The 24,490-nt window shown below is 60.4% G+C and carries 23 protein-coding genes; 13 read left to right on the top strand and 10 right to left on the bottom strand.

Annotation, left to right across the window (positions count from 1 at the left end):
• Positions 1–19: 19 nt before the first annotated feature.
• The 3 genes from CLU84_RS19485 to yidC are packed head-to-tail and all read left to right on the top strand — an operon-like array spanning position 20 to position 2,591.
• On the top strand, positions 20–577 hold the full coding sequence (locus CLU84_RS19485) for a ribonuclease P protein component (RefSeq protein WP_099739554.1): 558 nt from the start codon (positions 20–22) through the stop codon (positions 575–577).
• Positions 574–873, top strand: coding sequence for a membrane protein insertion efficiency factor YidD (gene yidD / locus CLU84_RS19480; protein ID WP_099739553.1), 300 nt, complete (start codon positions 574–576; stop codon positions 871–873). Before CLU84_RS19485 ends, yidD begins: the two co-directional genes overlap by 4 nt.
• A complete protein-coding gene (gene yidC / locus CLU84_RS19475) occupies positions 870–2,591 on the top strand; it encodes a membrane protein insertase YidC (protein WP_099739551.1) in 1,722 nt (573 codons plus the stop codon). The genes yidD and yidC overlap by 4 nt, the downstream gene beginning before the upstream one ends.
• A gap of 79 nt (positions 2,592–2,670) precedes the next feature.
• Here yidC and mnmE read toward each other — a convergent pair whose 3' ends face one another.
• Complete coding sequence (gene mnmE, locus CLU84_RS19470) at positions 2,671–4,104, bottom strand: tRNA uridine-5-carboxymethylaminomethyl(34) synthesis GTPase MnmE (RefSeq protein ID WP_099739549.1); 1,434 nt, start codon at positions 4,102–4,104, stop codon at positions 2,671–2,673.
• A gap of 281 nt (positions 4,105–4,385) precedes the next feature.
• Between mnmE and CLU84_RS19465 the strand changes: the two genes are divergently transcribed.
• Entirely contained in the window at positions 4,386–6,695 is a 2,310-nt protein-coding gene (locus CLU84_RS19465; RefSeq protein WP_099739547.1) for an NADP-dependent malic enzyme, read from the top strand.
• Between the two features lie 62 nt (positions 6,696–6,757).
• Here CLU84_RS19465 and CLU84_RS22260 read toward each other — a convergent pair whose 3' ends face one another.
• From CLU84_RS22260 to CLU84_RS19450, 3 genes are all read right to left on the bottom strand, one after another.
• Positions 6,758–6,910, bottom strand: coding sequence for a hypothetical protein (locus CLU84_RS22260; RefSeq protein WP_199173829.1), 153 nt, complete (start codon positions 6,908–6,910; stop codon positions 6,758–6,760).
• A 137-nt stretch (positions 6,911–7,047) separates the two neighbouring features.
• Entirely contained in the window at positions 7,048–7,842 is a 795-nt protein-coding gene (locus CLU84_RS19455) for a tyrosine-protein phosphatase (RefSeq protein WP_233210313.1), read from the bottom strand.
• A 208-nt stretch (positions 7,843–8,050) separates the two neighbouring features.
• Positions 8,051–8,368 (bottom strand): hypothetical protein, encoded by a 318-nt coding sequence (locus CLU84_RS19450; RefSeq protein ID WP_099739543.1) that lies wholly within the window; start codon positions 8,366–8,368, stop codon positions 8,051–8,053.
• A 122-nt stretch (positions 8,369–8,490) separates the two neighbouring features.
• Between CLU84_RS19450 and CLU84_RS19445 the strand changes: the two genes are divergently transcribed.
• The 3 genes from CLU84_RS19445 (at position 8,491) to CLU84_RS19435 (ending at position 11,273) form a co-directional block, all read left to right on the top strand.
• The gene (locus CLU84_RS19445) at positions 8,491–9,138 is read left to right on the top strand and encodes a LuxR C-terminal-related transcriptional regulator (RefSeq protein WP_158235244.1); all 648 of its coding nucleotides are present in this window, start codon (positions 8,491–8,493) and stop codon (positions 9,136–9,138) included.
• A 105-nt stretch (positions 9,139–9,243) separates the two neighbouring features.
• Positions 9,244–9,804: a lipocalin-like domain-containing protein gene (locus CLU84_RS19440; protein ID WP_099739539.1), complete on the top strand. Its 561-nt coding sequence runs from the start codon at positions 9,244–9,246 to the stop codon at positions 9,802–9,804.
• Positions 9,801–11,273, top strand: a complete 1,473-nt coding sequence (locus tag CLU84_RS19435; RefSeq protein WP_099739537.1) for an NAD(P)/FAD-dependent oxidoreductase — start codon at positions 9,801–9,803, stop codon at positions 11,271–11,273. The genes CLU84_RS19440 and CLU84_RS19435 overlap by 4 nt, the downstream gene beginning before the upstream one ends.
• Positions 11,274–11,334: 61 nt before the next feature.
• Here the strand turns inward: CLU84_RS19435 and CLU84_RS19430 are convergent, their stop codons facing one another.
• Entirely contained in the window at positions 11,335–14,274 is a 2,940-nt protein-coding gene (locus tag CLU84_RS19430) for a DNA topoisomerase III (RefSeq protein WP_099739535.1), read from the bottom strand.
• Positions 14,275–14,391: 117 nt separating this feature from the next.
• Here CLU84_RS19430 and CLU84_RS19425 point away from each other — a divergent pair, with 117 nt between their 5' ends.
• The 3 genes from CLU84_RS19425 to CLU84_RS19415 all read left to right on the top strand — a co-directional run bounded on the left by CLU84_RS19425 (position 14,392) and on the right by CLU84_RS19415 (position 16,721).
• Positions 14,392–14,895: an SET domain-containing protein gene (locus CLU84_RS19425; protein ID WP_099739533.1), complete on the top strand. Its 504-nt coding sequence runs from the start codon at positions 14,392–14,394 to the stop codon at positions 14,893–14,895.
• Positions 14,896–15,023: 128 nt separating this feature from the next.
• The gene (locus CLU84_RS19420) at positions 15,024–15,854 is read left to right on the top strand and encodes a biotin--[acetyl-CoA-carboxylase] ligase (RefSeq protein WP_099739531.1); all 831 of its coding nucleotides are present in this window, start codon (positions 15,024–15,026) and stop codon (positions 15,852–15,854) included.
• 21 nt (positions 15,855–15,875) lie between these two features.
• Entirely contained in the window at positions 15,876–16,721 is an 846-nt protein-coding gene (locus tag CLU84_RS19415) for a sporulation protein (RefSeq protein ID WP_099739529.1), read from the top strand.
• Positions 16,722–16,811: 90 nt separating this feature from the next.
• Here CLU84_RS19415 and CLU84_RS19410 read toward each other — a convergent pair whose 3' ends face one another.
• The 4 genes from CLU84_RS19410 to CLU84_RS19395 form a co-directional block, all read right to left on the bottom strand.
• Positions 16,812–17,789 carry a tripartite tricarboxylate transporter substrate binding protein BugE gene (locus CLU84_RS19410; RefSeq protein WP_099739528.1) on the bottom strand — a complete coding sequence of 326 codons (978 nt, stop codon included), beginning with the start codon at positions 17,787–17,789 and terminating at the stop codon, positions 16,812–16,814.
• Between the two features lie 177 nt (positions 17,790–17,966).
• A complete protein-coding gene (locus tag CLU84_RS19405; protein ID WP_099739526.1) occupies positions 17,967–19,409 on the bottom strand; it encodes a sensor histidine kinase in 1,443 nt (480 codons plus the stop codon).
• 83 nt (positions 19,410–19,492) lie between these two features.
• Positions 19,493–20,167 carry a response regulator transcription factor gene (locus CLU84_RS19400; protein WP_099739524.1) on the bottom strand — a complete coding sequence of 225 codons (675 nt, stop codon included), beginning with the start codon at positions 20,165–20,167 and terminating at the stop codon, positions 19,493–19,495.
• Between the two features lie 100 nt (positions 20,168–20,267).
• A complete protein-coding gene (locus tag CLU84_RS19395) occupies positions 20,268–20,759 on the bottom strand; it encodes a MarR family winged helix-turn-helix transcriptional regulator (RefSeq protein WP_099739522.1) in 492 nt (163 codons plus the stop codon).
• A gap of 137 nt (positions 20,760–20,896) precedes the next feature.
• Here CLU84_RS19395 and recA point away from each other — a divergent pair, with 137 nt between their 5' ends.
• The 3 genes from recA to CLU84_RS19380 all read left to right on the top strand — a co-directional run bounded on the left by recA (position 20,897) and on the right by CLU84_RS19380 (position 23,433).
• A complete protein-coding gene (gene recA, locus CLU84_RS19390; RefSeq protein WP_099739521.1) occupies positions 20,897–22,012 on the top strand; it encodes a recombinase RecA in 1,116 nt (371 codons plus the stop codon).
• A 178-nt stretch (positions 22,013–22,190) separates the two neighbouring features.
• Complete coding sequence (gene recX, locus CLU84_RS19385; protein WP_099739519.1) at positions 22,191–22,667, top strand: recombination regulator RecX; 477 nt, start codon at positions 22,191–22,193, stop codon at positions 22,665–22,667.
• Positions 22,668–22,707: 40 nt separating this feature from the next.
• Positions 22,708–23,433 (top strand): hypothetical protein, encoded by a 726-nt coding sequence (locus CLU84_RS19380; protein WP_099739518.1) that lies wholly within the window; start codon positions 22,708–22,710, stop codon positions 23,431–23,433.
• Positions 23,434–23,522: 89 nt separating this feature from the next.
• On the opposite strand, the gene yddG is transcribed toward CLU84_RS19380, so the two are convergent.
• Positions 23,523–24,434, bottom strand: coding sequence for an aromatic amino acid DMT transporter YddG (yddG, locus tag CLU84_RS19375; protein WP_099739516.1), 912 nt, complete (start codon positions 24,432–24,434; stop codon positions 23,523–23,525).
• Positions 24,435–24,490 lie beyond the last annotated feature (56 nt).

The following is a 24,490-nucleotide window of genomic DNA, read 5'->3' as shown; positions in this document are numbered from 1 at the left end:
TCTGACTGGAGGTTCTCTTATGCAAAGGCTGAAAACGCGTCCGCAATTCCAGGCCACCATGTCAGCGGGCACGATTGCCCGCACGCCTCATTTCGCCTTGCACCGTATGGAGCTGGTGGCTGAGGTGGCGGAGATGGTTGCCAACCCCAAGACAGGGCCCGGATCGAATGATCCGCAGGCCCTGTTTGGCATTGGTGTCGTACGAGAGCAGGCTTGGCTGGGCGCTATGGTGCCCAAGCGCTGGGCGAAACGCTCGGTCACGCGCCATACCATCAAACGCCAGATTTACGCGGTGGCCACGGATTACGAGGCGGCTTTGTTGCGTGCTTCTTATGTGGTGCGACTGCGTTCGGGGTTTGACCGTAAGCAATTCGTCAGTGCAACTTCGGAGCTGCTCAGTGCAGCCGTTCGTCAGGAGTTGCAGCAGCTTTTTGCCTCGGCCGCACGCCGCCTGACGCAGCCGCGTCAAGCGACTGAGGGTGAGACGGGTTTTAAGAAAATAAAGCCTCAAGCCCTTGATAATCAAGCGCAAGCAGCTACTGATTTAATAGTAAATCAGGCGGAGCACCAGCCATGATGCAGCGATTGCTCATGGCCCTGGTGCGCGGCTACAGGTTGCTGCTCAGCCCCTGGCTGGGCTCGGCCTGCCGCTTTGAGCCGACTTGCTCGGCTTATTCCCTTCAAGCGCTGGAGCAACACGGCGCTGCTGTAGGCTCTTATCTGACACTGTGCCGTCTGGCACGTTGTCATCCGTGGTGTGACGGAGGGCATGATCCCGTGCCACAGCAAAAGCCCAGGCTGTTTTCCTTTCTGGAAAACGCTTCGGACTCTTCCGCGACCACCCAACCTTCCTCACCTAAGAAGTCTTCATGAACGATATTCGCCGCACCATACTGTGGGTGATATTTGGCTTTTCCATGGTTTTGCTCTGGGACAAGTGGCAAATCCATAACGGCAAAAAGCCCACTTTCTTCCCTTCGCCGCAAACCGTCAGTGCGCCTGCGGCTGATGACGTCAAGCCCGCTGATGTCAGCGTGCCTCAGGCGGCAGCCACCGGTTCTGCCGGTGATGTGCCCGGCACCGCCGCGGCTGCTGGCGCTGCGGCTCAGCCTGCTGCACCCGCCACGCCACGTCAGAACGTGACCGTGACCAGCGATGTGATGAGCCTGACCTTCGACAGCGAAGGCGGCACCATCAAGCATTCCGAGCTGCTCAAGTACTCCGACACCGTGGATGAGAAAAAGCTCATGCAGGTGTTTGAAGAGAACGCCAAGCGCGTGTACATGGGCCAGACGGGTCTGATTGGTGGCAATTTCCCCACCCACAAGACACCGATGACCGTGATGCCCGGCGCACGTGAACTCAAGGACGGCCAAGACAGCGTGCAAGTGCGCTTCGAGTCCGCCGACATGGGTGGCGTGAAGCTGGTCAAGACCTTCACACTCAAGCGCGGCTCTTACGCTGTGGACGTGCAGCACGATGTGGTCAACACCGGCACCGCCGCTGTGAACCCCCAGCTGTACATGCAGCTGGTGCGCGATGGCAACAAGCCTGAGCACGAGTCCAGCTTCTACTCCACCTTCACGGGCCCAGCGGTTTACACCGAAGCCAAGAAATACCACAAGGTTGAGTTCAAGGACATTGAAAGCGGCAAGGCCGAAGTCGATAAGTCCTCCACCAGTGGCTATGTGGCCATGGTGCAGCACTACTTCGCGAGCGCCTGGTTGCTGGCCGATGGCACACAGCGCGACAACTTCGTGCGCAAGGTGGGCGACAACCTGTACGCCGTGGGCATGATCACGCCCGTGGGTACGGTAGAACCCGGCCAGACCAAGAGCGTGAACTCGCGCCTGTTCTCCGGCCCTCAGATCGAGCCCATGCTGGAAAAGCTGTCGCCTGGTCTGGAGCTGGTCAAGGACTATGGCTGGCTGACGATTCTGGCCAAGCCTCTGTACTGGTTGCTGTCTGAGCTGCATAGCTTCATCAACAACTGGGGCTGGTCTATCGTGGCACTGGTGGTGCTGCTGAAGATCGCTTTCTACTGGTTGAACGCCAAGGCTTACTCGTCGATGGCCAAGATGAAGGCTATCAACCCCAAGATTCAGGAAATGCGCGAGCGCCTGAAGGACAAGCCTCAGCAGATGCAGCAGGAGATGATGCGCATCTACCGCGAGGAGAAGGTCAACCCCATGGGTGGTTGCTTCCCCATCATCATTCAGATGCCTGTGTTCATGGCTCTTTACTGGGTGCTGCAATCCAGCGTTGAAATTCGCAACGCGCCTTGGATTGGCTGGATTCACGATCTGTCGATGCCTGACCCGTTCTTCATTCTGCCGCTGCTGATGACTCTGTCCTCGCTGCTGCAGACGGCTCTGAACCCCGCTCCTCCTGATCCCATGCAGGCCAAGATGATGTGGATCATGCCGCTGATGTTCAGCGTGATGTTCTTCTTCTTCCCCTCGGGTCTGGTGCTGTACTGGCTGACGAACAACATCTTGTCGATCGCCCAGCAGTGGATCATCAACAAGCGCATGGGCGTACCACCTCAGTTCAACCTGCCCAAGTTTGGCAAGGCTGCTGAAGGCAAGTAAGCCGAGCGCTGAAACAAAAAACCGCCATCCTTTCGGGTGGCGGTTTTTTTATGGGTGCTTGATGGGAGAAAGAGAGCGCTTATTTGCCGATGCAGAAGCTGGAGAAGATCACACCCAGCAAATCATCGGAGCTGAATTCGCCGGTAATGGAGTTCAGCGAAATCTGGGCCAGGCGCAGTTCCTCGGCCAGCAAATCCAGATGCGCAGCCTGTGCGGCCAGTTGCTCATCGGCCATCTCCAGATGTGCTTCTACGGACTGCAGCGCTTCCACATGGCGGGCGCGGGCCAGATACAGACCTTCGGGGGCAGATTGCCAGCCAGCGACTTCCAGCAGGCGCTTACGCAAAGCATCGAGACCATCGCCTGTGCGGGCCGACAGAGCAATCTGGCCCGAATCCGAAGCCAGCTGGGCCGTGTGGCGGGCCTGCACATCAGCTTGCGCCATATCGGTCTTGTTCCAGACATGGATGACGGGCACCAGAGCTGGCAGCTTTTGCTGCAGGGTGGCGGCAATCTCGGTATCGGCGGCGGCATAGTCGGCCTGCTCCACGCGGGTCAGGTCATGCAGAAACAGCACTGCATCGGCCGCTGTAATCTCGTCCCAGGCGCGGGCAATGCCAATGCGTTCCACTTCGTCGTCGCTGTCGCGCAGGCCTGCGGTGTCGATCACGTGCAGGGGCACGCCCTCAATCTGAATGGTTTGCTGCACCTTGTCACGCGTGGTGCCAGCAATCGGGGTGACGATGGCCAGCTCTGCCCCTGCCAAGGCATTGAGCAGCGAGCTTTTGCCGGCATTGGGCTGGCCGGCAATCACCACCTTGATACCTTCGCGCAGCAGCGCACCCTGATGGGCGCGGGCCAGCACGGCGGCAACCTGGGCGCGCAGGCGTTCGAGCTGGCCAAAGGCATCGGCTTTTTGCAGAAAGTCGATTTCTTCTTCGGGGAAGTCCAGTGTGGCCTCCACCAGCATGCGCAGATGCACCAGGGCATCGCGCAGCACATGAATTTCTTGTGAGAAAGCGCCTGACAGCGAGCGGCTGGCGCTGCGCGCAGCGGCCTCGGTACTGGCGTCGATCAGGTCAGCAATGGCTTCGGCCTGGGCCAGATCGATTTTGTCGTTGAGAAAAGCGCGCTCGGTAAATTCACCGGGCTGGGCCAGACGCAGGCCGTTCAGCACGGTTTTTCCATCGGTATCAGCAGTCTGCGCAGCCTCAAGGCAGCGTGCCAGCAGCAGTTGCAGCACGACAGGACCACCGTGGGCCTGCAGCTCCAGCACGTCTTCGCCGGTATAGCTGTGCGGGCCATGGAAGTAGATTGCCAGACCGTGATCAATGGGTGAGCCTGCTGCATCCTTGATGGGCAGATAGGTCGCTTCACGCGGTTTCAGATCCTTGCCGCACAGCGTCCGCACCAATGCTCCAATGCCTTTGCCGGAGACCCGCACAATGCCCACGGCTCCGCGCCCTGGGGCGGTGGCAATGGCGGCAATCGGGTCGTTGTGGCGGGGCAGCATGGGCGGTAGCTTTCAGAGATGCAGGGAAATAAAGGTCAGCAAGGATCATATCCTTGCGAGTCATGCATTATTTGCATAATGCTATGATTTCGTTTGCATTGTTATTGAACAGTCATGGCTGTTTGACCTTAAACGCCGAGCTGCAACCCCTCTTTTTTTGATAGCGCTCGGCCTACAATCCAAAATCCGATTTCATCGTCCGCAAGAGCACAGGGGCCGGGTAGTGCACCCATAGAGAGTCCTTACTGCGGATGACTTACTTTGCGAGCTGGAGACCGCTGATGTCCGAAACCAAGCCCATTACCTCGATTGATAAACGTGCTCTGCTGCGTCAGGCCGCATTGGAGTATCACGAGTTCCCCAAGCCCGGCAAAGTGGCCATCACGGCGACCAAGCCCATGGCCAACCAGCATGATCTGGCACTGGCTTACTCACCCGGCGTGGCTGCACCTTGCGAAGAAATCGTCAAGGACCCCGCTGCGGCCTACAAGTACACCAGCCGCGGCAATCTGGTGGGCGTGATCTCTAACGGCACGGCTGTGCTGGGTCTGGGCGACATTGGCGCTCTGGCTTCCAAGCCGGTGATGGAAGGCAAGGGCGTTCTGTTCAAGAAGTTCGCCGGCGTCGATGTGTTCGATATCGAAATCGATGAAAAAGACCCGCAGAAGCTGGTTGAAGTCATTGCCGCGCTGGAGCCTACCTTTGGCGCCATCAACCTCGAAGACATCAAGGCGCCTGAGTGCTTCTATGTCGAGCGCGAGCTGCGCAAGCGCATGAACATTCCCGTCTTCCACGACGACCAGCATGGCACAGCCATCACCGTGGCGGCTGCCATGGTCAACGCGCTGAAGGTTGCGGGCAAGAAGATTGAAGAGATCAAGCTGGTGTCTTCGGGCGCTGGCGCTGCGGCTCTGGCCTGCCTGAATCTGCTGCTGGAAGTGGGCCTGAAGCGCGAAAACGTGTTTGTGACCGACATCGCCGGCGTGGTCTACGAAGGCCGTACCGAGCTGATGGATCCGGACAAGGCGCTGTTTGCCCAGAAGACCGAGCTGCGTACGCTGGGTGAAGTGATTGAAGGCGCTGACGCCTTCCTGGGTCTGTCGGCTGGCAATGTGCTCAAGCAGGACATGGTCAAGAAGATGGCCGCCAAGCCCATCATCTTTGCGCTGGCCAACCCCAACCCCGAAATCACTCCCGAAGATGTGAAGGCGGTGCGTGACGATGCCATCATCGCCACCGGCCGTACGGACTACCCTAACCAGGTTAACAACGTCCTGTGCTTCCCCTATATCTTCCGCGGCGCGCTTGATTGCGGTGCGACCACCATCACCACCTCGATGGAAATCGCCTGCGTGTATGCCATCGCTGATCTGGCGCAGGCCGAGCAGTCCGAAGAAGTGGCCGCCGCCTATGTGGGTGAAGCCCTGAGCTTCGGCCCTGAGTACCTGATTCCCAAGCCTTTCGATCCGCGCCTGATGCTGATCGTGGCTCCTGCCGTGGCCAAGGCTGCTGCAGAAGCCGGTGTGGCCAAGCGCCCCATCGAGGACATGGACGCTTACCGCGAGCACCTGAAGACTTTCGTCTACGCATCGGGCACCATGATGAAGCCCATCGTCATGGCCGCCAAGAAAGCCGCCAAGAAGCGCGTGGCCTATGCGGAAGGCGAAGAAGAGCGCATCCTGCGTGCCGCCCAGATCGTGGTGGACGAGCGCATTGCACGTCCCACCTTGATTGGTCGCCCCAGCATCATTGCCCAGCGCATCGAGAAGTTTGGCCTGCGCCTGAAGGAAGGTCAGGACTACGACGTGGTCAACGTCGAGCATGACGAGCGCTACCGCGACTTCTGGAAGACCTACCACCGCATGACGGAGCGCAAGGGCATCACCGAGCCCATTGCCAAGATCGAAATGCGCCGCCGCCTGACGTTGATCGGCTCCATGCTGCTGCACAAGGGCGAGGTCGACGGCCTGATCTGCGGCACCTGGAACAACACCAATGTGCACCTGAACTACATCGATCAGGTCATCGGCAAGCGCAGCGGCGTGACCACCTATGCCTGCATGAACGGTCTGCTGCTGCCTGAGCGTCAGGTCTTCTTGGTCGACACCCATGTCAACTACGATCCGACTGCCGAGCAGCTGGCCGAGATCACCATCATGGCTGCCGAGGAAATGATGCGCTTTGGCATCAAGCCCAAGGCCGCGCTGCTGAGCCATTCCAACTTTGGTTCCAGCAACCAGCCTAGCGCCGTCAAGATGCGCCAGACTCTGGAGCTGTTACGCGAGCAGGCCCCGTGGCTGGAAGTTGATGGCGAGATGCACGGCGATGTGGCTCTGGACGGCAAGGCCCGCGCCAAGCTCATGCCCAACAGCACGCTGCTGGGTGATGCCAACCTGCTGGTGCTGCCCAATATTGATGCAGCCAACATTAGCTACAACCTGCTCAAGCAGGCAGCTGGCGGCGGCATTGCGGTTGGCCCGGTTCTGCTGGGTGCCGCCCAGCCAGTGCACGTGCTGACCCCCAGCACCACGGTGCGCCGCATTGTGAACATGACGGCGCTGACCGTCGCCGATGCGAATGTGAGCCGCTAAGCGCTCTCAACAAAAAAGCCCGCAGCACCTTAGTGCTGCGGGCTTTTTGCATCTGGGCTGGTTTACCAGGTGCGGGTGACGCCGGCATCAATGGTGCCAAACACCTCTACGCCGCTGGTGCTGCCAGAGCTGCTGGAAGAGCTTGGCATGGTGCCCGAGCAGGCGCTCAGCGCCATCGCTGCGACGGTTGCAGCCAGAGTTAGCCATTTGCGCATAGTCCACTCCTTGCCCGCAAGCAGCGCGGGCCATGCTTCATGGTAGCGCGTGGCGGATGCCCGCTGGTCAGAGGCGGTTATGCGCGAAATATGCCTGTAGCGCTTGAATATCAAGCGCTTGCAGCTATGCTTTTTGATTACTCGGAGAGGTAAAGATCGGCCAACCGCTCCCGGGCCGCGCGGTCCACACCCAGAGCCTGGGTCAGATAGCTGTCCAGGCTGTCGTACTGGTTGCGAACGGTATCGACCGACGCCATCAAATAGGAAGGCTGTACGCGCCACAGTGCATCCAGCGCCTCTTCGGATATCTGGCCCAGCATGGAGGCTGGGGGGCGGCGAAAGAGCTGATTGGTCAGCAGGTAGTCATCCATGATCTGCTCCTCGTCCACGCCAAGGGCTGTGAGCAGCAGGGCGGCGGCCCAGCCGGTACGGTCCTTGCCGGCGGTGCAGTGAAAGACCAGCGGCGCATCGCTGCTTTGCAGCAGAGTGAAGAACTCGGCAAAGCGCTGGCCATAGACATTCACAAAGCTGCGGTAGGTGTCATGCATCAGCTCCACGGTGTCGCCTGCCGTCAGGTCCTGGCCTTTTTCAATCATGGATTGGGCGCGCTGCACCACGGTGGGCTCCACGGTCAACGCATGGCGGCTGAGCTGGGGCCAGTTGTAGGCCAGATGTGCGCTTTCCCCCAGGCCGCGAAAGTCTGCGCTGCGGCTCACGCCCAGGGCTTTGAGCTGGTTCAGGTCATCTTGTGTCAGATGGGCCAGATGGGCCGAGCGGTACAACTTGCGCCACTGCAAGTGGCGACCATCCTGGCCCTGGTAGCCACCCAGGTCGCGAAAGTTGGATGCGCCCTCCAGGGCAATGGGGCGGCTGAAGTGGGGGGCTTGCGCTTCGAGGCCGGTGGCCATGATCAGGTCATCGTTTGCATTCATATCAATGCTTATAGCGGATTGCCGCAAAAAAGGCATGTCTTTGGAGTTACCTGAGATGCGCAGGCCACGAAAAAGCGCTGCAGGCTTTGCAGCCCAGCGCTTTCATTTTCACGATGACGCATCGAAGGCCGGTTTGGCCGCAACTTGGCTTTAAGCTGGGTGTTTTGAGCTCAGGCACACCATGGCGATAGAAAACGGGCTGGACGAGTCACTGCTTCTGGCCATTTATGCGGGCCCGCTGGAGGCCGATCCCTGGCATGGATTTCTTCAGCGCTATCGCGAGCAATTGAAGGCGTTGGACCTGGGCATGAGCATCCGTATTCCCCAGCTGGGCCAGACTCTGGTGTGGCTGCATGACGGTGCCACGGATCCCCGGCATATTGCGCAGTATCGCCAGACGTATTTCCGGCAAGACCCCTGGCATACCCATCCAATGATGGCGGGCGATGTGACCACCATGGACAAGGTGATTACGCTGGACGTATTGCGCAGCACACCGTTTTTTCGCGAGTTCATGCATGAGCATGGCGCGCTGCACGGCATGCGGGCCGTGATCTGTAGCGATGAAGGGGGCTGGCTTCTTTGCTGTGCGGGCGCAGCAAGGAGCAGGGCAATTTCACCGCCACCGACCTGGCGCAGTGCCGCGCCATGCTGCCGCATCTGCAGCAGGCGTTGCGCAGTTATCAGGCGCTGGTTCTGGCGCAGCTGCAGGGCCTGCAATGGACGGGAGGCGGCTTGCAAAGTCTGCTGTTGGATGGCCAGGGCTATCTGCTGCCCCTGGCGCAGAACCTGAAAGTGCTGGCGCGCATGCCTTTCATCAAAACCCATGAGAGTCGAATTTCTGTGCAGGAAGTGGACGCTAACAGTCAGTTGCAAATGTTGATCGCACAGGGCCTGAAGGCTTTGTCGCTTTCCAAAAACCAGCCACGCACGCTGGGGCATATTGGCCTAGGAGCAGGTGCGCGAGATGGTCGCAGCATCGCGGTGCAGTTGTTGCCGGAGATGCCATTGCTCAAAACGGCGTCGCCCAAAATCAGGTTGCTGATCGGTGCGGGAGGTCAGGCTGACGGCGGCTCTTCGACTGCCATTGCGCAGGTCTTTGGGCTTTCTGCTGCTGAGGCTGAGCTGGCCTTGCTGCTGGTCTATGGCCACAGCCTGCGTTCAGCGGCGGAGGTGCTGGGTGTCAGCGAGCACACTGTGCGTACGCAGACCAAAAAAATCTATGCCCGCACCGGCTGTTCTGGGCAGGTGCAACTGGTGCGCAACATACTCGGCAGTAGCGCTTTCACGAACTGATTTCATACACCATACGGTGTACGCAATTTTCTTTGACTGTCTCTATAGTTTTTGTGAGTCACCGCAGCAAGGCGGCAGGTACACAGAAATTGAAGGAGCGCAGCAATGATGATTCAGACATGGAAAACAGGGCTGGGCAGCTGGCCATCAAGGGCGTTGCTCAGTCTTATGGCGAGTGGCCTGATATCAGCGCAAGCGCAGCCGCAGAAAGTGGCTCAGGGCCGTCAGGCTGCGGCTGCAGGCAGTGCTGCTGCGCTGGTGGGTTCCTGGAAGTTGCTCTCTGTCGAAACCCGAATGACCGATGGCAGCAGCCATGCGACGTTTGGTCAGAACCCCGAGGGTTATCTGATCTACGGCAGCGACGGGATGATGAGCGTGAACATGCAATGGGCGGGTCGCAAGCCTTTTGCGTCGGGCATTGCCAGAGAGGCCAGTCAGGAAGAAAAAGCCTCGGTCTCTGATCTTTTTTCCGGCTACGCAGGGCGTTACGAAGTGCAGGAGGCAGACAGCACGGTGATCCATCACATCGAGGTCTCCTCTTTTCCCAACTGGAATGGCGTGCAGCAGCCGCGTATTTACCAGATCGATGGTGACCAGCTGACCTTGTACAACAAGCTACCCATTGCGAACAGCATTTCCTATCTGATCTGGAGGCGCGTGAAATGACAGGGACGGAGAAACACAACCGCCAACTGCGCGTAGTCATCATCGGTGCTGGCATGTCTGGAATTCTGGCGGCCATCAAGCTGCGCCAATCGGGCTACCAACATGTAGCCATCTATGAAAAAGCGGGCCGCATAGGCGGTACCTGGCGTGACAACAGCTATCCGGGGCTTAGCTGTGATGTGCCGGCACACGCCTACACCTACTCGTTTGCACCCAATGCGGAATGGAGCCGGCATATGGCCCCCGGCCCGGAAATTCAGGCCTATTTCGAGCACATGGTGAAGCAGCACGATCTTGCCTCCTGCATTCACTTCAACAAGGAAGTGACGGCCTGTGAATGGCTGGGTGATGCATGGCGGCTGGGCACGCGTGATTGTGGGTTTGAAGAGGCCGATGTGGTCATTGCGGCTGCTGGTGTGCTGCACCACCCCAAGTACCCGCAGCTGCAGGGGCTGCAGAAGTTTGAGGGTGACTGCTTTCACAGCGCGCGCTGGGACCACGGTGCGGCGCTGGATGGCAAGCGCATAGGCGTGATTGGCAATGGCTCGACGGGGGCTCAGCTGATCTCGGCGCTGGCCGGGCGTGCGGCCAAGCTCACCCACTTTCAGCGCACTGCGCAGTGGATTCTTCCGGTGGAAAACCCTGCTTTCACGGAAGCGCAGAAACAGGCGTTGCGGGATGATCCAGAGCTGCTCAAACAAGCCCAGGCCAGCGAGTCTTACCTGGCGATCGTGGATCATTTCACGCGGGCGGTGATTGATGCCAACTCCCCCGAGCTGGCCCATCTGCAGGCGGCCGTGGAAGAGAACCTGGAGCGCAGCATCACAGACCCCGTGCTGCGTGAAAAGCTCAGACCCCAGTACCGCGCGGCCTGCAAGCGGCTGATTGTTTCGCCGGACTACTACCAGGCCATACAGCACCCACAGGTGGCCTTGGTCAACGATGGCATCGAGTGCGTGGAGTTCTGTGGTATTCGCACCCGCGACGGTGTGCTGCATGAACTGGATGTGCTGGTGCTGGCCACAGGCTTTCACGCAGATCGATTTGTGCGTGATATGAATGTGGTGGGCAGCAATGGCCGGGTGCTCAACGAGGTATGGGCTGAGCGGTCTTTTGCCTATCTGGCCATGTCGGTTCCCGGTTTCCCGAACTTCTTCATGCTCAACGGCCCTTCCGGGCCGGTCGGAAATTTCTCGCTCATTGATGTGGCCGAAGCACAGTGGAACTACATCGCCCAGCTGCTGGAGCCATTGCGAGAGGGGCGCTATCAGCAAATCAGCGTCGGGCAGACTGCCATGGATGACTACGAGGTCTCGCGCATAGAGGCCGCCAGAAACACGGTCTGGGCATCGGGCTGCAGCAGCTGGTATCTGGATGCCCAGGGTATTCCTGCCACCTGGCCCTGGAGTTATGCGCATTTCCGCGAAGTCATGACCACCCCAGACTTTGCGCATTTCGACTGCGCATGATCCATAAAAAAGCCCATGCAGCTAGAAGCTGCACGGGCTTTTTTGCGGGTGCCAGCGGTGATCAGCTCACGTGCTTGCCCACGATGCCAGCCAGCTCAAACATATTGACCTGATCCTTGCCAAACACCGGCTTGAGCTTGGCGTCGGCATTGATGACGCGCTTGTCCTTGGCGTCTTGCAGGCTGTTGGCCTTGATGTAATCCCACAGCTTTTTGATGACTTCGGGGCGCGAAGTGGCTGCATCGCCAATCACGGCTGCCAGGTCAGCGCTGGGCTGCAGCGTGGCGCTGACGGTGCGGGGCTTTTTGACCGCAGGGGTCTTGGCTGCCGCCGTTTTAGTGGCGGTTTTTGTCGCGACTTTTTTGGCTGCAGCGCCCGTCTTCTTTGCGGCCGCAGCTGTTGTTTTTGTAGCAGTTGCACCAGCCGTCTTGCGTGCAGGGTACTTGCTCTCGCGCTGCTCGAACTCGAAGTTCACCTTGCCAGCAGCACCATCCCAGGCCAGGAAGGCCTTGAAGTTGCGGCGTGTGCGGTTGGAGACAAATTTCTCCAGCAGATCGGTCTTGCCGGTCTGCAGCAGCTTGGTCATCTGCTCGCGCTCAATGGGCTGCTGCAGGATGATCTGGCCGCTCTTGAAGTCACAGCTAGGCGTGGCCTGATCCAGCGTAGGCACGGCCTTGGAGCAGACGTAGTTGGCGCCATGCTCAAACACGGGCGAGCCGCACTTGGGGCAGGGGCCCAGGGACTGCTGGCTGGCAAAGTCCACGATCTCGCCGGTGTCCTCGGAGTCCTTGTCGTCGCCGAAGTCGAATTCCAGCTTGTAGTTCTTGGCTTCTTCGTCGTGCACGATGGCCACTTCTGCCGTGAAGGGCCAGCCCGCCTTGGAGCGGAAGCCTTCCAGCGGGCCGATGCGGCGCTCGCGCAGCAGTTGCTCTGCCTCGGCGGTTTCAAACGTACGGCCCGCAGGCGACTTGGTGAACGAGAAGCCGCAGCCCTCGCTGGCACCTGTGGCACCCGTGCAGGCGTAGCGGCGGTAGTTTTCCTTGACCACGCCGCCGCAGTTGGGGCAGGGCGTGGCCAGCGTGGCGTAGTCACCGGGGATGGTGTCGCGGTCGTATTCCTTGGCCTTTTTGACCAGTTTCTCGGTCATGGCCTTGATCTGCTGCATGAAGGCTTCACGCGACAGCTCGCCCTTTTCCATCTGCGACAGCTTGTATTCCCACTCGCCGGTCAGGTCGGCGCGGCACAGCTCTTCCACTTCCAGGCCGCGCAGCAGTGTCATCAGCTGGAAGGCCTTGGCCGTGGGGATCATCTCGCGACCTTCGCGCAGCATGTACTTTTCAGTAATCAGGCCTTCGATGATGGATGCGCGCGTGGCTGGCGTACCCAGACCCTTTTCTTGCATGGCGCTGCGCAGCTCTTCGTCGTCGATCTGCTTGCCGGCGCTTTCCATGGCACCCAGCAGAGTCGCTTCAGAGTAGCGGGCAGGGGGCTTGGTCTTCAGGGCCTTCACATCGGCGTGGTCGGTGCGGGGCTGTTCGCCCGGTTGCACGGCCACCAGGGGCTGGCCCTTGTCGCCTTCCTTTGCGTCTTCGACTTCAGCTGCGGCTTCCTTGCCGTAAATGGCCAGCCAGCCCGGCTTGACCAGCACTTTGCCTTCGGTCTTGAAGGAGTGCTGCTGCACCTTGCTGATGCGGGTGGTGACCTGGTATTCAGCGCTGGGGAAGAACACGGCCATGAAGCGGCGCACGACCAGGTCGTACAGCTTCTGTTCGGCCTCAGACAGGCCCGAGGGAGCTTGTAGCGTGGGGATGATGGCAAAGTGATCCGACACCTTGCTGTTGTCAAACACGCGCTTGGTAGGGCGGATGTAGTTGTCGTTGATGGCCTGCTGGGCAAACGGAGCCAGATGGCGCATGCCGCTGGTAGCCAGCATGTCGAAGGTCTGCTTTGCGACCGGCAGATAGTCTTCGGGCAGGGCGCGCGAATCGGTACGTGGGTAGGTCAGGGCCTTGTGGCGCTCATACAGGCTCTGGGCCAGTGCTAGCGTGGTCTTGGCCGAGAAGCCGAACTTGCCGTTGGCCTCGCGCTGCAGGCTGGTCAGGTCGAACAGCAGAGGCGAGGCTTGCGATGTGGGCTTGCTTTCTTCTGTCACTGTTGCGGGCTTGCCCTGCACGGCGGCGGAGATGGCATCGGCCTCGGCCTTGTTCCACAGGCGGTCGGCACGGCTTTCAGCGTCGTCGCTCTTCTTCCACTGCGGGTTGAACCACTTGCCCAGGTAGGAGCCGGCCTGCGCGTTGAACGTGCCGTGCACTTCCCAATAGTCGCGGCTGACGAACTTGCGGATTTTTTCTTCGCGCTCCACAACCAGCGACAGCGTTGGCGTCTGCACGCGACCCACGGTGGTCAGGAAGAAGCCGCCATCACGCGAGTTGAAGGCCGTCATGGCACGCGTGCCATTGATGCCCACCAGCCAGTCGGCTTCAGAGCGGCTGCGCGCGGCGCTGGCCAGGCCCTGCATCTGTGCATCGCTGCGCAGGTTGTTGAAGCCGTCACGAATGGCTTGAGGCGTCATCGACTGCAGCCACAGGCGCTGTACGGGCTTGCCCAGGCTGCCTTTGGCACCACCGGCGTATTGCTCGATCAGGCGGAAGATCAGCTCACCTTCGCGGCCCGCGTCACAGGCGTTGATGAGCTGGGTGACGTCTTTGCGCTTGGCCTGCTTGACCACGGCGTTCAGGCGGGTCTTGGTCTTGTCCACAGGCTTCAAGTCAAAGCGCGGGGGAATGACCGGCAGATTGGCAAAACTCCATTTGCCGCGCTTGACGTCAAATTCCTCGGGCGCCTGAATCTCAACCAGGTGGCCGACCGCGCTGGTCACCACATAGTTGTCGGATTCGAAATAGTCATCGTGTTTCTCGAACTTGCCTGCCACAGGGGTCAGCGCACGGACGATGTCCTGTGCGACAGAAGGCTTTTCTGCAATCACCAGGGTTTTATTCATTGTGTGTTCTCGTCGTCATTAACCACCTGAGTCTGAACATGTGCTCAGGCTCATACAATTCGCTTCTCACGCGCGCGTACGCGCACATGTGTGCATATTCAAAGTATCAGAGAAAACATGCCCCGCACATCCTTGGCACCATCAACAGGCCGCCGTATACAGGCCAGACGCTCCGGCGTGCACGGCAAAGGCGTTTTCGCCGTGCAGGATATTGCGGAGGGCGAAACCATTATTGAGTATGTGGGAGAGGTCATTGACTGGCAGCAGGCCCAGGACCGCCACCCGCATGACCCCAGCCAGCCCAATCACACCTTTTATTTTCAGGTCGATGATGAACGTGTGATTGACGCCACGCACAAGGGCAATTCCGCACGCTGGATCAACCACAGCTGCGCGCCCAATTGCTATACCGACGAGATGGATGGCCGTGTCTACATCGTGGCGCTGCGCAATATTACGGTGGGCGAGGAGCTGAACTACGACTACGGCCTGATGGTGGAAGAGCGTTACACCGCCAAGCTCAAGGCCGAATACGCCTGCTATTGCGGTGCAGCCGACTGCCGGGGCACCATGCTGGCCCCCAAGCGGGGCTGGAGACCGCCGATGCCGGAGGGGAAGTAACTCCCCCTGAGGCGCCTTGCGCCTTCCCCCTCTCTCTTCGGGAGGGGGACGATGCCTTCGCCGCGAGGCGGCTCTTGCTCGGCATCCCTTACGTAGGGTGCGCCAGTTTTTAGATTTGGATAGAAGAAATGACTCAGCCGATTCACTGGAATGCCGAAGCTTTGTGGGAAGCGATTGCACCGCAGTTACCGGGCTTTACGGTCGAGGTGCTGCCCAGCATCGATTCCTCCAACACTGAACTCATGCGCCGTGCGCGTGATGGATTGACCGATCCGGCACTCCTGATTGCAGAGCAGCAAACGCAAGGCCGTGGACGGCTGGGGCGCAATTGGGTCAGTGGCGTGGGCGATTCGCTGATGTTCTCTCTGGGTTTGCCGCTGGCACCCAAGGATTGGTCGGGCCTGTCGCTGGCTGTGGGTGTGAGCGTGGCCGAGAGCCTGCAGCCCCGCCTGCCCGCAGCAGGGCGTGCGCCCAAGATCGGCATCAAATGGCCTAACGATCTGTGGTTGGAAGGCGACCGCAAGCTGGCCGGCATTCTGATCGAGACCGCCAGTTTTGTCGGCACCCACCAGCACGATATGAGTGCGCCGCGCTATGTGGTGATTGGCATTGGCATCAATGTGCGCTCGCGCCCCGGCGACGGCATGCGCACGGCCCCGGCTTGTTTGCAGGAGCTGGATATGGCGCTGGACGCCCCCACAGCACTGGCCTGCATACTGCCGGCGCTGGTGGCTGAGGTGCAGGCCTTTGCCCAGCACGGCTTTGCGCCCTTGCTGCGCCGCTTTGCCCAGCGCGACCTGCTGGCAGGCCGAGAGGTGAATCTGAGCGACGGCACCAGCGGCATGGCCGAAGGTGTGGCGGCGGATGGCGGCTTCATGGTGCGCACAGCCACGGGCCTGCAGGCGGTGACCAGTTCTGAAATCAGCGTGCGCCCGGCTAGCAGTCCGCTGCAAAATTAAGACGGCATTCGAGGGAGTTTTATGCTGAGAATCATTTTCTTGCTGCTGCTGCTGGGTAACGCGGGCTACTACATGTGGAGCCACGGCTATCTGGCCAGCATGGGGCTGGCTCCGGAAGTGCAGTCCGAGCCGCAGCGTGCGCAAGAGCAGATCAAGCCCGATGCGCTGGTGCTGCCAAAGCAGGATGCCCCGCAGGACAAGAGCAGCGAGCCTTCCGAGTCTGCACCTCAAGAAGCTGAGCCGCCTGTGGTGGACGACAGCGCACCTGCCCCCAAGCCAGAGCCCGAGCAAGAAGCCAAACCCGAGGCCAAAGACGGCAAGACAGAGGCTGCTGCTTTAGCGGCCAAGGAGGCCAAGCAAGCCAAAGAGGCTAAAGAAGCGAAAGAGCTGAAGGAAGCCAAGGCGGCGAAGGAGCCCGAGACCTGCTATCAGGCCGGCAATATTGAAGAAGGTCAGGCCGACAGCATTCGCCGCGCGCTGGCCAGCAAAGCCAAGGGCGAGTGGGAGCTGGTGCCCAGTCACCAGAACGGCCGCTGGATGGTCTACATGGGCAAGTTCCCCGATGCCGAGTTTCTGGACCGCAAACGCGGTGAACTGCGCCTGATGAACATCGACTTTGACCGCGCAGGCGGCAGTCTGGAGCCAGGCCTGTCGCTGGGTCGCTTCTCTACAGAAGAAGCGGCACAGCGCCAACTGGCCAGCTTTGCGCGCCAGGGCGTGCGCACCGCGCGTGTGGTGCAGGAGCGCCCCGAAGTGACCACCTATGCGCTGCGCCTGCCCAAGGCCACAGCCAGCTTCAGGAACGATGTGGCGCTGCTGGTGGGCAAGAACCTGCTGCCCAGAGCGTTGCAGGCTTGCTCAAAGTAATTTTTGATAGCTGTCAGCGTAAAAAGGCCTGCAGATGCAGGCCTTTTTGTTCTCAAAAGCAGTTGCGACAAGCGCAAGCAGCTCCTGTTTTTAATCCATCTGAATATTGGAGGCAGCAGCCAGCTTCTTCATTTTGGTCACTTCGCTGGCGATCTGCTTGGTGAAGTCGGCGCTCGATGTGCCCGAAGGGTACAGGCCTTGATCAGCCATGCGCTGCTTGACGGCTGGGTCCTTGAGTGCAGCGATGATGGCCTTTTGCACGCGATCCACTTGCGCGGCGGGCGTGTTCTTGGGGGCCACCAGACCAAACCAGGATGGCTCGTTCAGATCGGGGTGACCGGCTTGCGCATAGGTCTGCACATCGGGAAGCACATCCAGGCGTTCATGCCAGGACACGGCCAGCGCACGCACCTTACCCGACTTGATGTGAGGCAGAGAAGAGTTCACTTGGTCGAAATACACGGGCACTTGGCCGCCCAGCACGTCGTTGATGGCCGGAGCGGAACCACGGTAGGGGATGTGGTGCATCTCGGTGCCCGTGCTCTTGAGGAACTGGGCGCCCCACATGTGGCCGATGGTGCCGTTGCCAGGCGTGGCATAGGACACCTTGCCGGGGTTGGCCTTCAGGTAGGCCACGAATTCGGCAAAGGTCTTGGCAGGAATCAGCTTGGGGTTGATCACCAGCACACCGGGTGCCTTGACGATCTCGGTCACACCGACGAAGTCTTTGATCGCGTCGTAGGGCAGCTTCTTGAACACGGCAGGGTTCACGCCGTGGGTGGACAGGGTGGCGATGCCGAAGGTCACGCCGTCGGTGGTGCGTGCCACTTCGGCCATGCCGATGGAGCCGCCTGCGCCGGCCTTATTTTCAATCACCACGGGCTGGCCGCCCAGCAGCTTGATCAGCACGTCCTGCATGTTGCGTGGCACCATGTCGGTAGGGCCACCGGCAGGGAAGGGCACGACGATGCGCAGTGGGCGTGATGCCTCCTGCGCCATGCTCAGGCCGGAGAAAGAAGAGGCGATGGCCGCAGCGGTGGCGGAGCAGATGAAATGGCGACGTTGCATGAAAATGTTCCCAGGATCCGGTGATTCCAAATTGATTACATCCGAAGAGCGCTAGCGCTGACTCACGGCACAACCTATAGTGAAATTCATTCTAGGGTAACTGTTTAGTTACGGAATACGCAATTTCCGCTACTCGGGTCACTGCCAATTGGGCGCATAAGGGCTGAGCAGCACTGTTCAGCGCTGTCCGGGCATGGCCTTGAAACGCACGGTAAACAGCGCGCCCGGCGGAGTGTGGCCGGGTCTGGTGTCCTGCAGCAGCACCTGCGCACCATGCTGGCGTGCGATTTCCATGACGATGGGCAGGCCCAGTCCTGAGCCATCGGCCTCGGTGCCCAACGCGCGGTAAAAGGGTTGAAAAATCAGCTCGCGCTCAGACTGCGGCACGCCGGGGCCAGAGTCTTCCACCTGTAGCAGCAGCACCTGACCAAAGTGATCGGCCTGCACACGCACGGTGACCATGCCGGGGTGTTCGCTGCTTGATGGCGTGTAGTTAATGGCGTTGTCCACCAAGTTGCGCACCAGCTCGGTCAGCAGCGTGGCATTGCCATTGAGCCAGACGCCGGGCGTGCTGGCGCTGGCGCCCTCGTAACCCAGGTCAATATGCTTGTCCATGGCGCGCGGCAGGCAGTCCTGAAACACATCGGTGACGATGCGCACCAGATTGCAGCCCTGCATGGCGGGCACGGCGCTTTCGGCGCGCGCCAGTGCCAGCAGCTGGTTGACGGTGTGGGTGGCGCGCATGGATGAGCGGCCGATCTGCGCCAGCGAACGCTTCAAATCCTCGGTATTCGTGCCCTCGCGCTGGGCCAGATCGGCCTGCATGCGCAGACCTGCCAGGGGGGTTTTGAGCTGGTGCGCCGCATCGGCCAGAAAGCGTTTTTGGGTGACGATGGAGCCATCGAGTCGCTGGAGCAGGTCGTTGACCGAATCGACCAGCGGCACCACCTCCAGCGGCACATCCTTGTGGTTGATGGGCGAGAGGTCTTCGGGCTTGCGGGCTCTGATGCGCTCCTCCAGCCGATGCAGCGGCTTGATGCCCCGCGCCAGCGCCAGCCACACCAGCAGAGCCGCCAGCGGCAAGATGACGAACTGCGGCAGCATCACGCCCTTGATGATTTCTGTAGCCAGCACGCTGCGTTTTTCACGCGTTTCGGCGACTTGCACCAGCGCGCTGGGCTCGCCAGGCAGGGGCATGCGCACCCAGATATAGGCCACGCGCAAATCAATGCCCTTGTACTCCTCATCGCGCAGCAGCACGGTGCCGGTGGGCGGATCTTCCTCCGCGACGGGCGGACGGGGCAGGTCGCGCTCGCCGGCCAGATATTCGCCCTTGGTGCCGCTGACCTGAAAGAAAACGGTGTCCGACTCATCGGCGCGCAAAATCTCGCTGGCCGACTGCGGCAGATTGAACTGCACCTTGCCGCGCTGCACGATGACCAGCTGCGCCAGCGCCTGAGCGTTGTACTCCAGCGCACGGTCGAACGGCTTGTTGGCCAGGCCCTGTGCCACCAGCCAGGTCAGAGCCAGACTGACGGGCCACAGCAGCAGCAGGGGCGTGAGCATCCAGTCGAGGATCTCGCCAAAGAGGGAGCGCTGCTCACGCTGAAAGATCTTCAAGACGGCTGCTCGGTGGTTTTAAGCATTTTTGGCCGCTAGCCCTTTCTGAATAAGCGCTAGCAGCTATGAATTGAGAAATCGGTTCAGCTAGGGATTTTTTCCAGGCAATAGCCCAGACCGCGTACGGTGGCGATGCGAATCGGCCCCTTCTCGATCTTCTTGCGCAGGCGGTGGATATAGACCTCGATGGCGTTGTTGCTCACCTCTTCGCCCCACTCGCACAGGCGCTCCACCAGCTGGTCTTTGCTGACCAGACGGCCCGCGCGCTGCAGCAACACTTCCAGCAGGCCTAGCTCACGGGCAGACAGCTCGATCATCTTGCCGTCAATGGTGGCCACGCGGCCGGTCTGGTCATAGACCAGCGGGCCATGCTTGATGGTGGAGCTGGCCCCTCCCATGCCGCGCCGTGTCAGAGCGCGCACACGCGCTTCCAGCTCGGACAGGGCAAAGGGCTTGGCCATGTAGTCGTCGGCGCCATAGTCCAGGCCCTGTACGCGTTCCTCAATGGAGTCGGCGGCTGTCAGAATCAGCACCGGCAGCGCATCGCCGCGCCCGCGCAGGCGCCTGAGAACCTCCAGCCCATGCACCTTGGGCAGACCCAGATCCAGAATCAGCAAATCAAATTCGCTGCTGGTCAGCAAGGCGGTATCGGCCTCGCTGCCATTGGCTACATGGCTGACAACGGCGCCTGAGCTGCGCAGCGTGCGCAGCAATCCATCGGCCAGCACCTGGTCGTCTTCGGCAATCAGTATGCGCATCTCTGTCTCCTGCTGTTATCTGTGCTGGTTGCACTTTTGCTGCCATTGTAGAGAGGGGCTCTGCTTGCTATGCGGAATTTTTGGCAGCGGCCAGCGGGCGTCAGTAACCGTCGGCGTAAGCCTCCAGCCCCAACGCTACAACGGTCGCTACATCGTCTCCCACGGCTTCGCGAAACTCGGCTTCAGCCTGCGTGACAGCGGCATGAAAGGCGTGCAGCCAGGCAAGCCCTGCCTCGGTAAAACGCACACGCTTGGCGCGCGCATCGTGCGGGTCGGTTTCGCGTGTGACCAGGCCCCAGGCCTCGCATTGCAGAACCAGATCGGCCATGGCCTGCTTGGTCATGCCGGCCTTCTCGGCCAGATCCGTAATGCGGTCGCCCGCCAGCGACAGATGCCGCGTGATGTGGATATGAGCGGCCCCCACCTTGTCGCGCGCAGCGAGGTTGGATAGTGCCAGCGGCACCTCTACATCGCGGGCCATGAGCTGCAGCACCCGCGCATCGAAGCGGCGCATGGCGTGGCCCAGCAGACGGCCCAGATGGGTTTGCCGCCAGACGTCTTGAGGAGGGGTGACCGGGGAAATTTCGCTCATGAATAATAGTAAGGCAAACTGACTAAATATTTAAACATAAGGCCGGTACAAGCCCATAAACTACTGTTCAAGCATCCAGCCTGAATGCAAAAACAGGTTGAATCACAGACAGTCACCCAACCTACCCGGAGCCTGAAATGAACGCCATCGCTAAGACCAACGACGCCAACAGCGAAAAATCCAAAGCGCTGGCGGCTGCCCTCGCCCAGATTGAAAAGCAGTTTGGCAAAGGCACCATCATGAAGCTGGGTGAAGGTGAAGCGATTCAGGACATTCAGGTGGTTTCCACCGGTTCGCTGGGTCTGGATATTGCGCTGGGCGTAGGTGGCCTGCCCCGTGGCCGAGTGATCGAAATCTACGGCCCTGAATCGTCGGGCAAGACCACGCTGACGCTGCAGGTCATCGCCGAAATGCAAAAGCAGGCCGGCACCTGCGCCTTTATTGATGCCGAGCACGCCCTGGACACCGGTTACGCGCAGAAGCTGGGTGTGAACCTCAACGAGCTGCTGATCAGCCAGCCCGACACGGGTGAGCAGGCACTGGAAATTTGCGACAGCCTGGTGCGCTCTGGTGCTGTGGACCTGATCGTGATTGACTCGGTCGCTGCGCTGACCCCCAAGGCTGAAATCGAAGGCGAAATGGGTGATTCCCTGCCCGGCCTGCAAGCCCGTCTGATGAGCCAGGCGCTGCGCAAGCTGACCGCCACCATCAAGAAGACCAACTGCATGGTCATCTTCATCAACCAGATTCGTATGAAGATCGGCGTGATGTTTGGTTCGCCAGAAACCACAACCGGCGGTAATGCGCTGAAGTTCTATGCCTCTGTGCGTCTGGACATTCGCCGCACCGGCAGCATCAAAAAGGGTGACGAGGTTATCGGCAACGAAACCAAGGTCAAGGTCGTGAAGAACAAGGTTTCGCCTCCCTTCAAGACCGCTGAGTTCGACATTCTGTTCGGCGAAGGCATCAGCCGCGAAGGCGAAATTCTGGACATGGGTGTGACTGCCAAGATTCTGGACAAGAGCGGTGCCTGGTATGCCTACAACGGCGAAAAAATCGGCCAAGGCCGTGACAATTCGCGTGAATTCCTGCGTGAGAACCCCGCACTGGCCTTTGAAATTGAAAACAAGGTGCGCGACGGTCTGGGCATTGCCCCGCTGCCCGGTGCTGCGGGTGAAGAAGCGGCCAAGCCCGCCAAGGGCAAGAAGGCTGACAAGAATGCAGCCGTGGATGAAGACGGTGTGATCAGCTAATTCCCCCTGAGGCGCGGTGCGCCCTCCCTCTCTAAGCGCTGCGCGCCAAGGAGGGGGACGGATAGCTCCGCTGGGGGCGGCTCTTGCTAGCTTCCCTCGACTGAATCGTGCCTGTTTTGAAAAGTTTGCCATCTTTGCGCAGGTAACCCCTGCGCTTTTTTGTTGTGGAGATGTGTTCATGAGCTTTGCCAAGCTCTCGCTCAAAGGTCGCGCCTTGAAGCTGCTCAGTCAGCGCGAGCATTCGCGGCTGGAGTTGCAGCGCAAGCTGGCGCCGCATGTGGAAGAGGGCGACGATCTGCGCGCCACTCTGGATGAGCTGGAAAAGCGCGGCTTCATCAGCGAGCAGCGGGTGGTGGACTCCGTCATTCATAGCAAGGCCAGCCGTTTTGGCATGGCGCGGTTGGTGCAGGAGCTGCGCAGCAAAGGGCTGGACGATGAAATGGTGCGCAACGCCAGCGAGCAATTGCGCGACACCGAGCTGGAGCGCGCCCGCGAGTTGTGGTGCAAGCGCTTTGGCATGCCGCCCGCCGACATCAAGGAAAAAGCCAAACAGCTGCGCTTTATGGCGTCGCGGGGCTTTTCCTCGGGCGTGGCTTCGCGAGTTTTGCGAGAGGCACCATACTCGGACCTCAACGAAGGTGATGAGGCTGACTGATTCAGCCACCCGTTTGACTCTGTGATGCAAAGGACCCTGCATGCCCGCTGCCGCCTCGAATACAGATTCCCCATCCGCCCTGCGCGTTGGCCTGAGTGCCGGTAAATCCCTGCTGGGCGGCTTGATGCTCGGTCTTGCACTGGCGCTGGTGCTGGGCTGCACCACGACCGCGTTCTACTTCACGCGGCTGAACGGGCCGGGCATGCCCGCAGCGGCCCATGCGGGCGGAGCGGGGGCCTTTATTACCCTGCTGTTTTCACCGTCGCTGGTGGTGGCCTTGCTGCTGGTGTTCATCATTCCGGCTTACGTCTTTATCGGCTTGCAGATCGGGCGTGCTCGCGCCACGGGCAAGCTGGTGGCGCGTTACGGCCAGGGCCTGTCGCAGCGGCTGGCCGAGATGCTGGCTCAGCGCGTGGAATCCATGCCCCGCGCGCACAAGGCCATGCACAAAACGGCGGACCTGCTGACCATGGGCACCGCCATGGAGCACCTGAAACCGTGGATTGGCGACGGCCGCGCCGTGCAGTGGGTGGTGCGCACGGTTCTCAACCGCCTGCCGCTGTCTGATTTGATGGACGAATGGGGGCAGACCCGCATCGAGTGGGGCACCGAGGCCAGCAAAGGCGACCCGGCGCTGCGCGCTTTTCTGGGCGACAAGGTGCACGGCTTACTGGAAGACATGGCCGAGCCATCGTGGACGCTGCTGTGGCTTTTGATGGGCGTACACGTCGTGGTGCTGGGCGTAGGCATCTGGCTGACGGCGTAGCTGTCACATCAGAGTGACTCCTGATTTAATAGCTGCTAGCGCAATACCATTGGGCGCTGGATGCCTGTTTTAGCCATAGAGTCGTCCCCTTATTGACTGCGCGTCGCCCACCAGCAGATCAACGACCCCAGCGTAACCAGCGCCACGCCTTGCCAGAAGCTCCAGCCCGGCAGCACTTGCAGTAGTAGGCTGGCCATGAGTGCTGAGAGCACGGGCGTGAAATACGAGGCCGCCGCCAGCACGGCCAGCTTGCCATGCTGAATACCGTGTTCCCAGCAGCTGTAGCCCAGCGCCGTCAGCGCGCCGGCTATGAACAGTTGCGCGCCAGCAGTCCATGACCATTGCATGACGGGCGCAGCATCCAGCCTGAACCATTGCAGCCACAACACGAGGGCCGTGCCGGTTACAAACAAACCCACGGCGTTAAAACCTGCGCCATAGCGGCGTGCCAGCAGCGAGTAGGTGGGCCAGAGCATGGCAGCGGCAAAGGCCATGCCGTAGGCCAGCGGGTTGCCTTGCACATGGGCCCACAGCGTGGGCAGGCTGAAGCTTTCGCCACCCAGCACGCGGGCCAGACCCCACAGGCAAATCAGCAAGCCTGGCCACAGCCACCAGCGCGCGAATTGCTGGCGGCAGAGCACGGCCAGGGCGATGGTGAGGCTGGGCCAGAGGTAGTTGATAACGCCGATTTCCATGGCCTGAGCGCGATCATGAGCCAGCCCCACGGCGACGGACAGGCAGACCTCATAAATCACAAACAGCACGCCGCAGCCCCAAAGATAAACCGGGTGCATTTCGCGCCAGCGGGCCACTTCACGCCAGCCTTTGCGCCCGCGCGCCACGGCAATGCAGATGGCAGCTGTGGTGTAGAGCGCTGCGGCACCGCCCACGGCCCCCAATGGCTCGGCCACAGCGCGCATCAGGCCTATGGTGCAGCTCCAGCAGAGTACGGCCAGCAGGCCGATGAGGGTGGCTTTGTCTGTGGCGTCCATTTTGGTCATACCTGTGCGCTCCAGAAGACACTCCTGAATGCATAGCTGTTTGCGCTTGTCTTGAC

Origin of the sequence: Comamonas sp. 26 (assembly GCF_002754475.1) — a bacterium.
Taxonomy (GTDB): domain Bacteria; phylum Pseudomonadota; class Gammaproteobacteria; order Burkholderiales; family Burkholderiaceae_C; genus Comamonas.
Note: the sequence above shows the minus strand (reverse complement) of the source record. Positions and strands in the feature narration are given on the sequence as shown.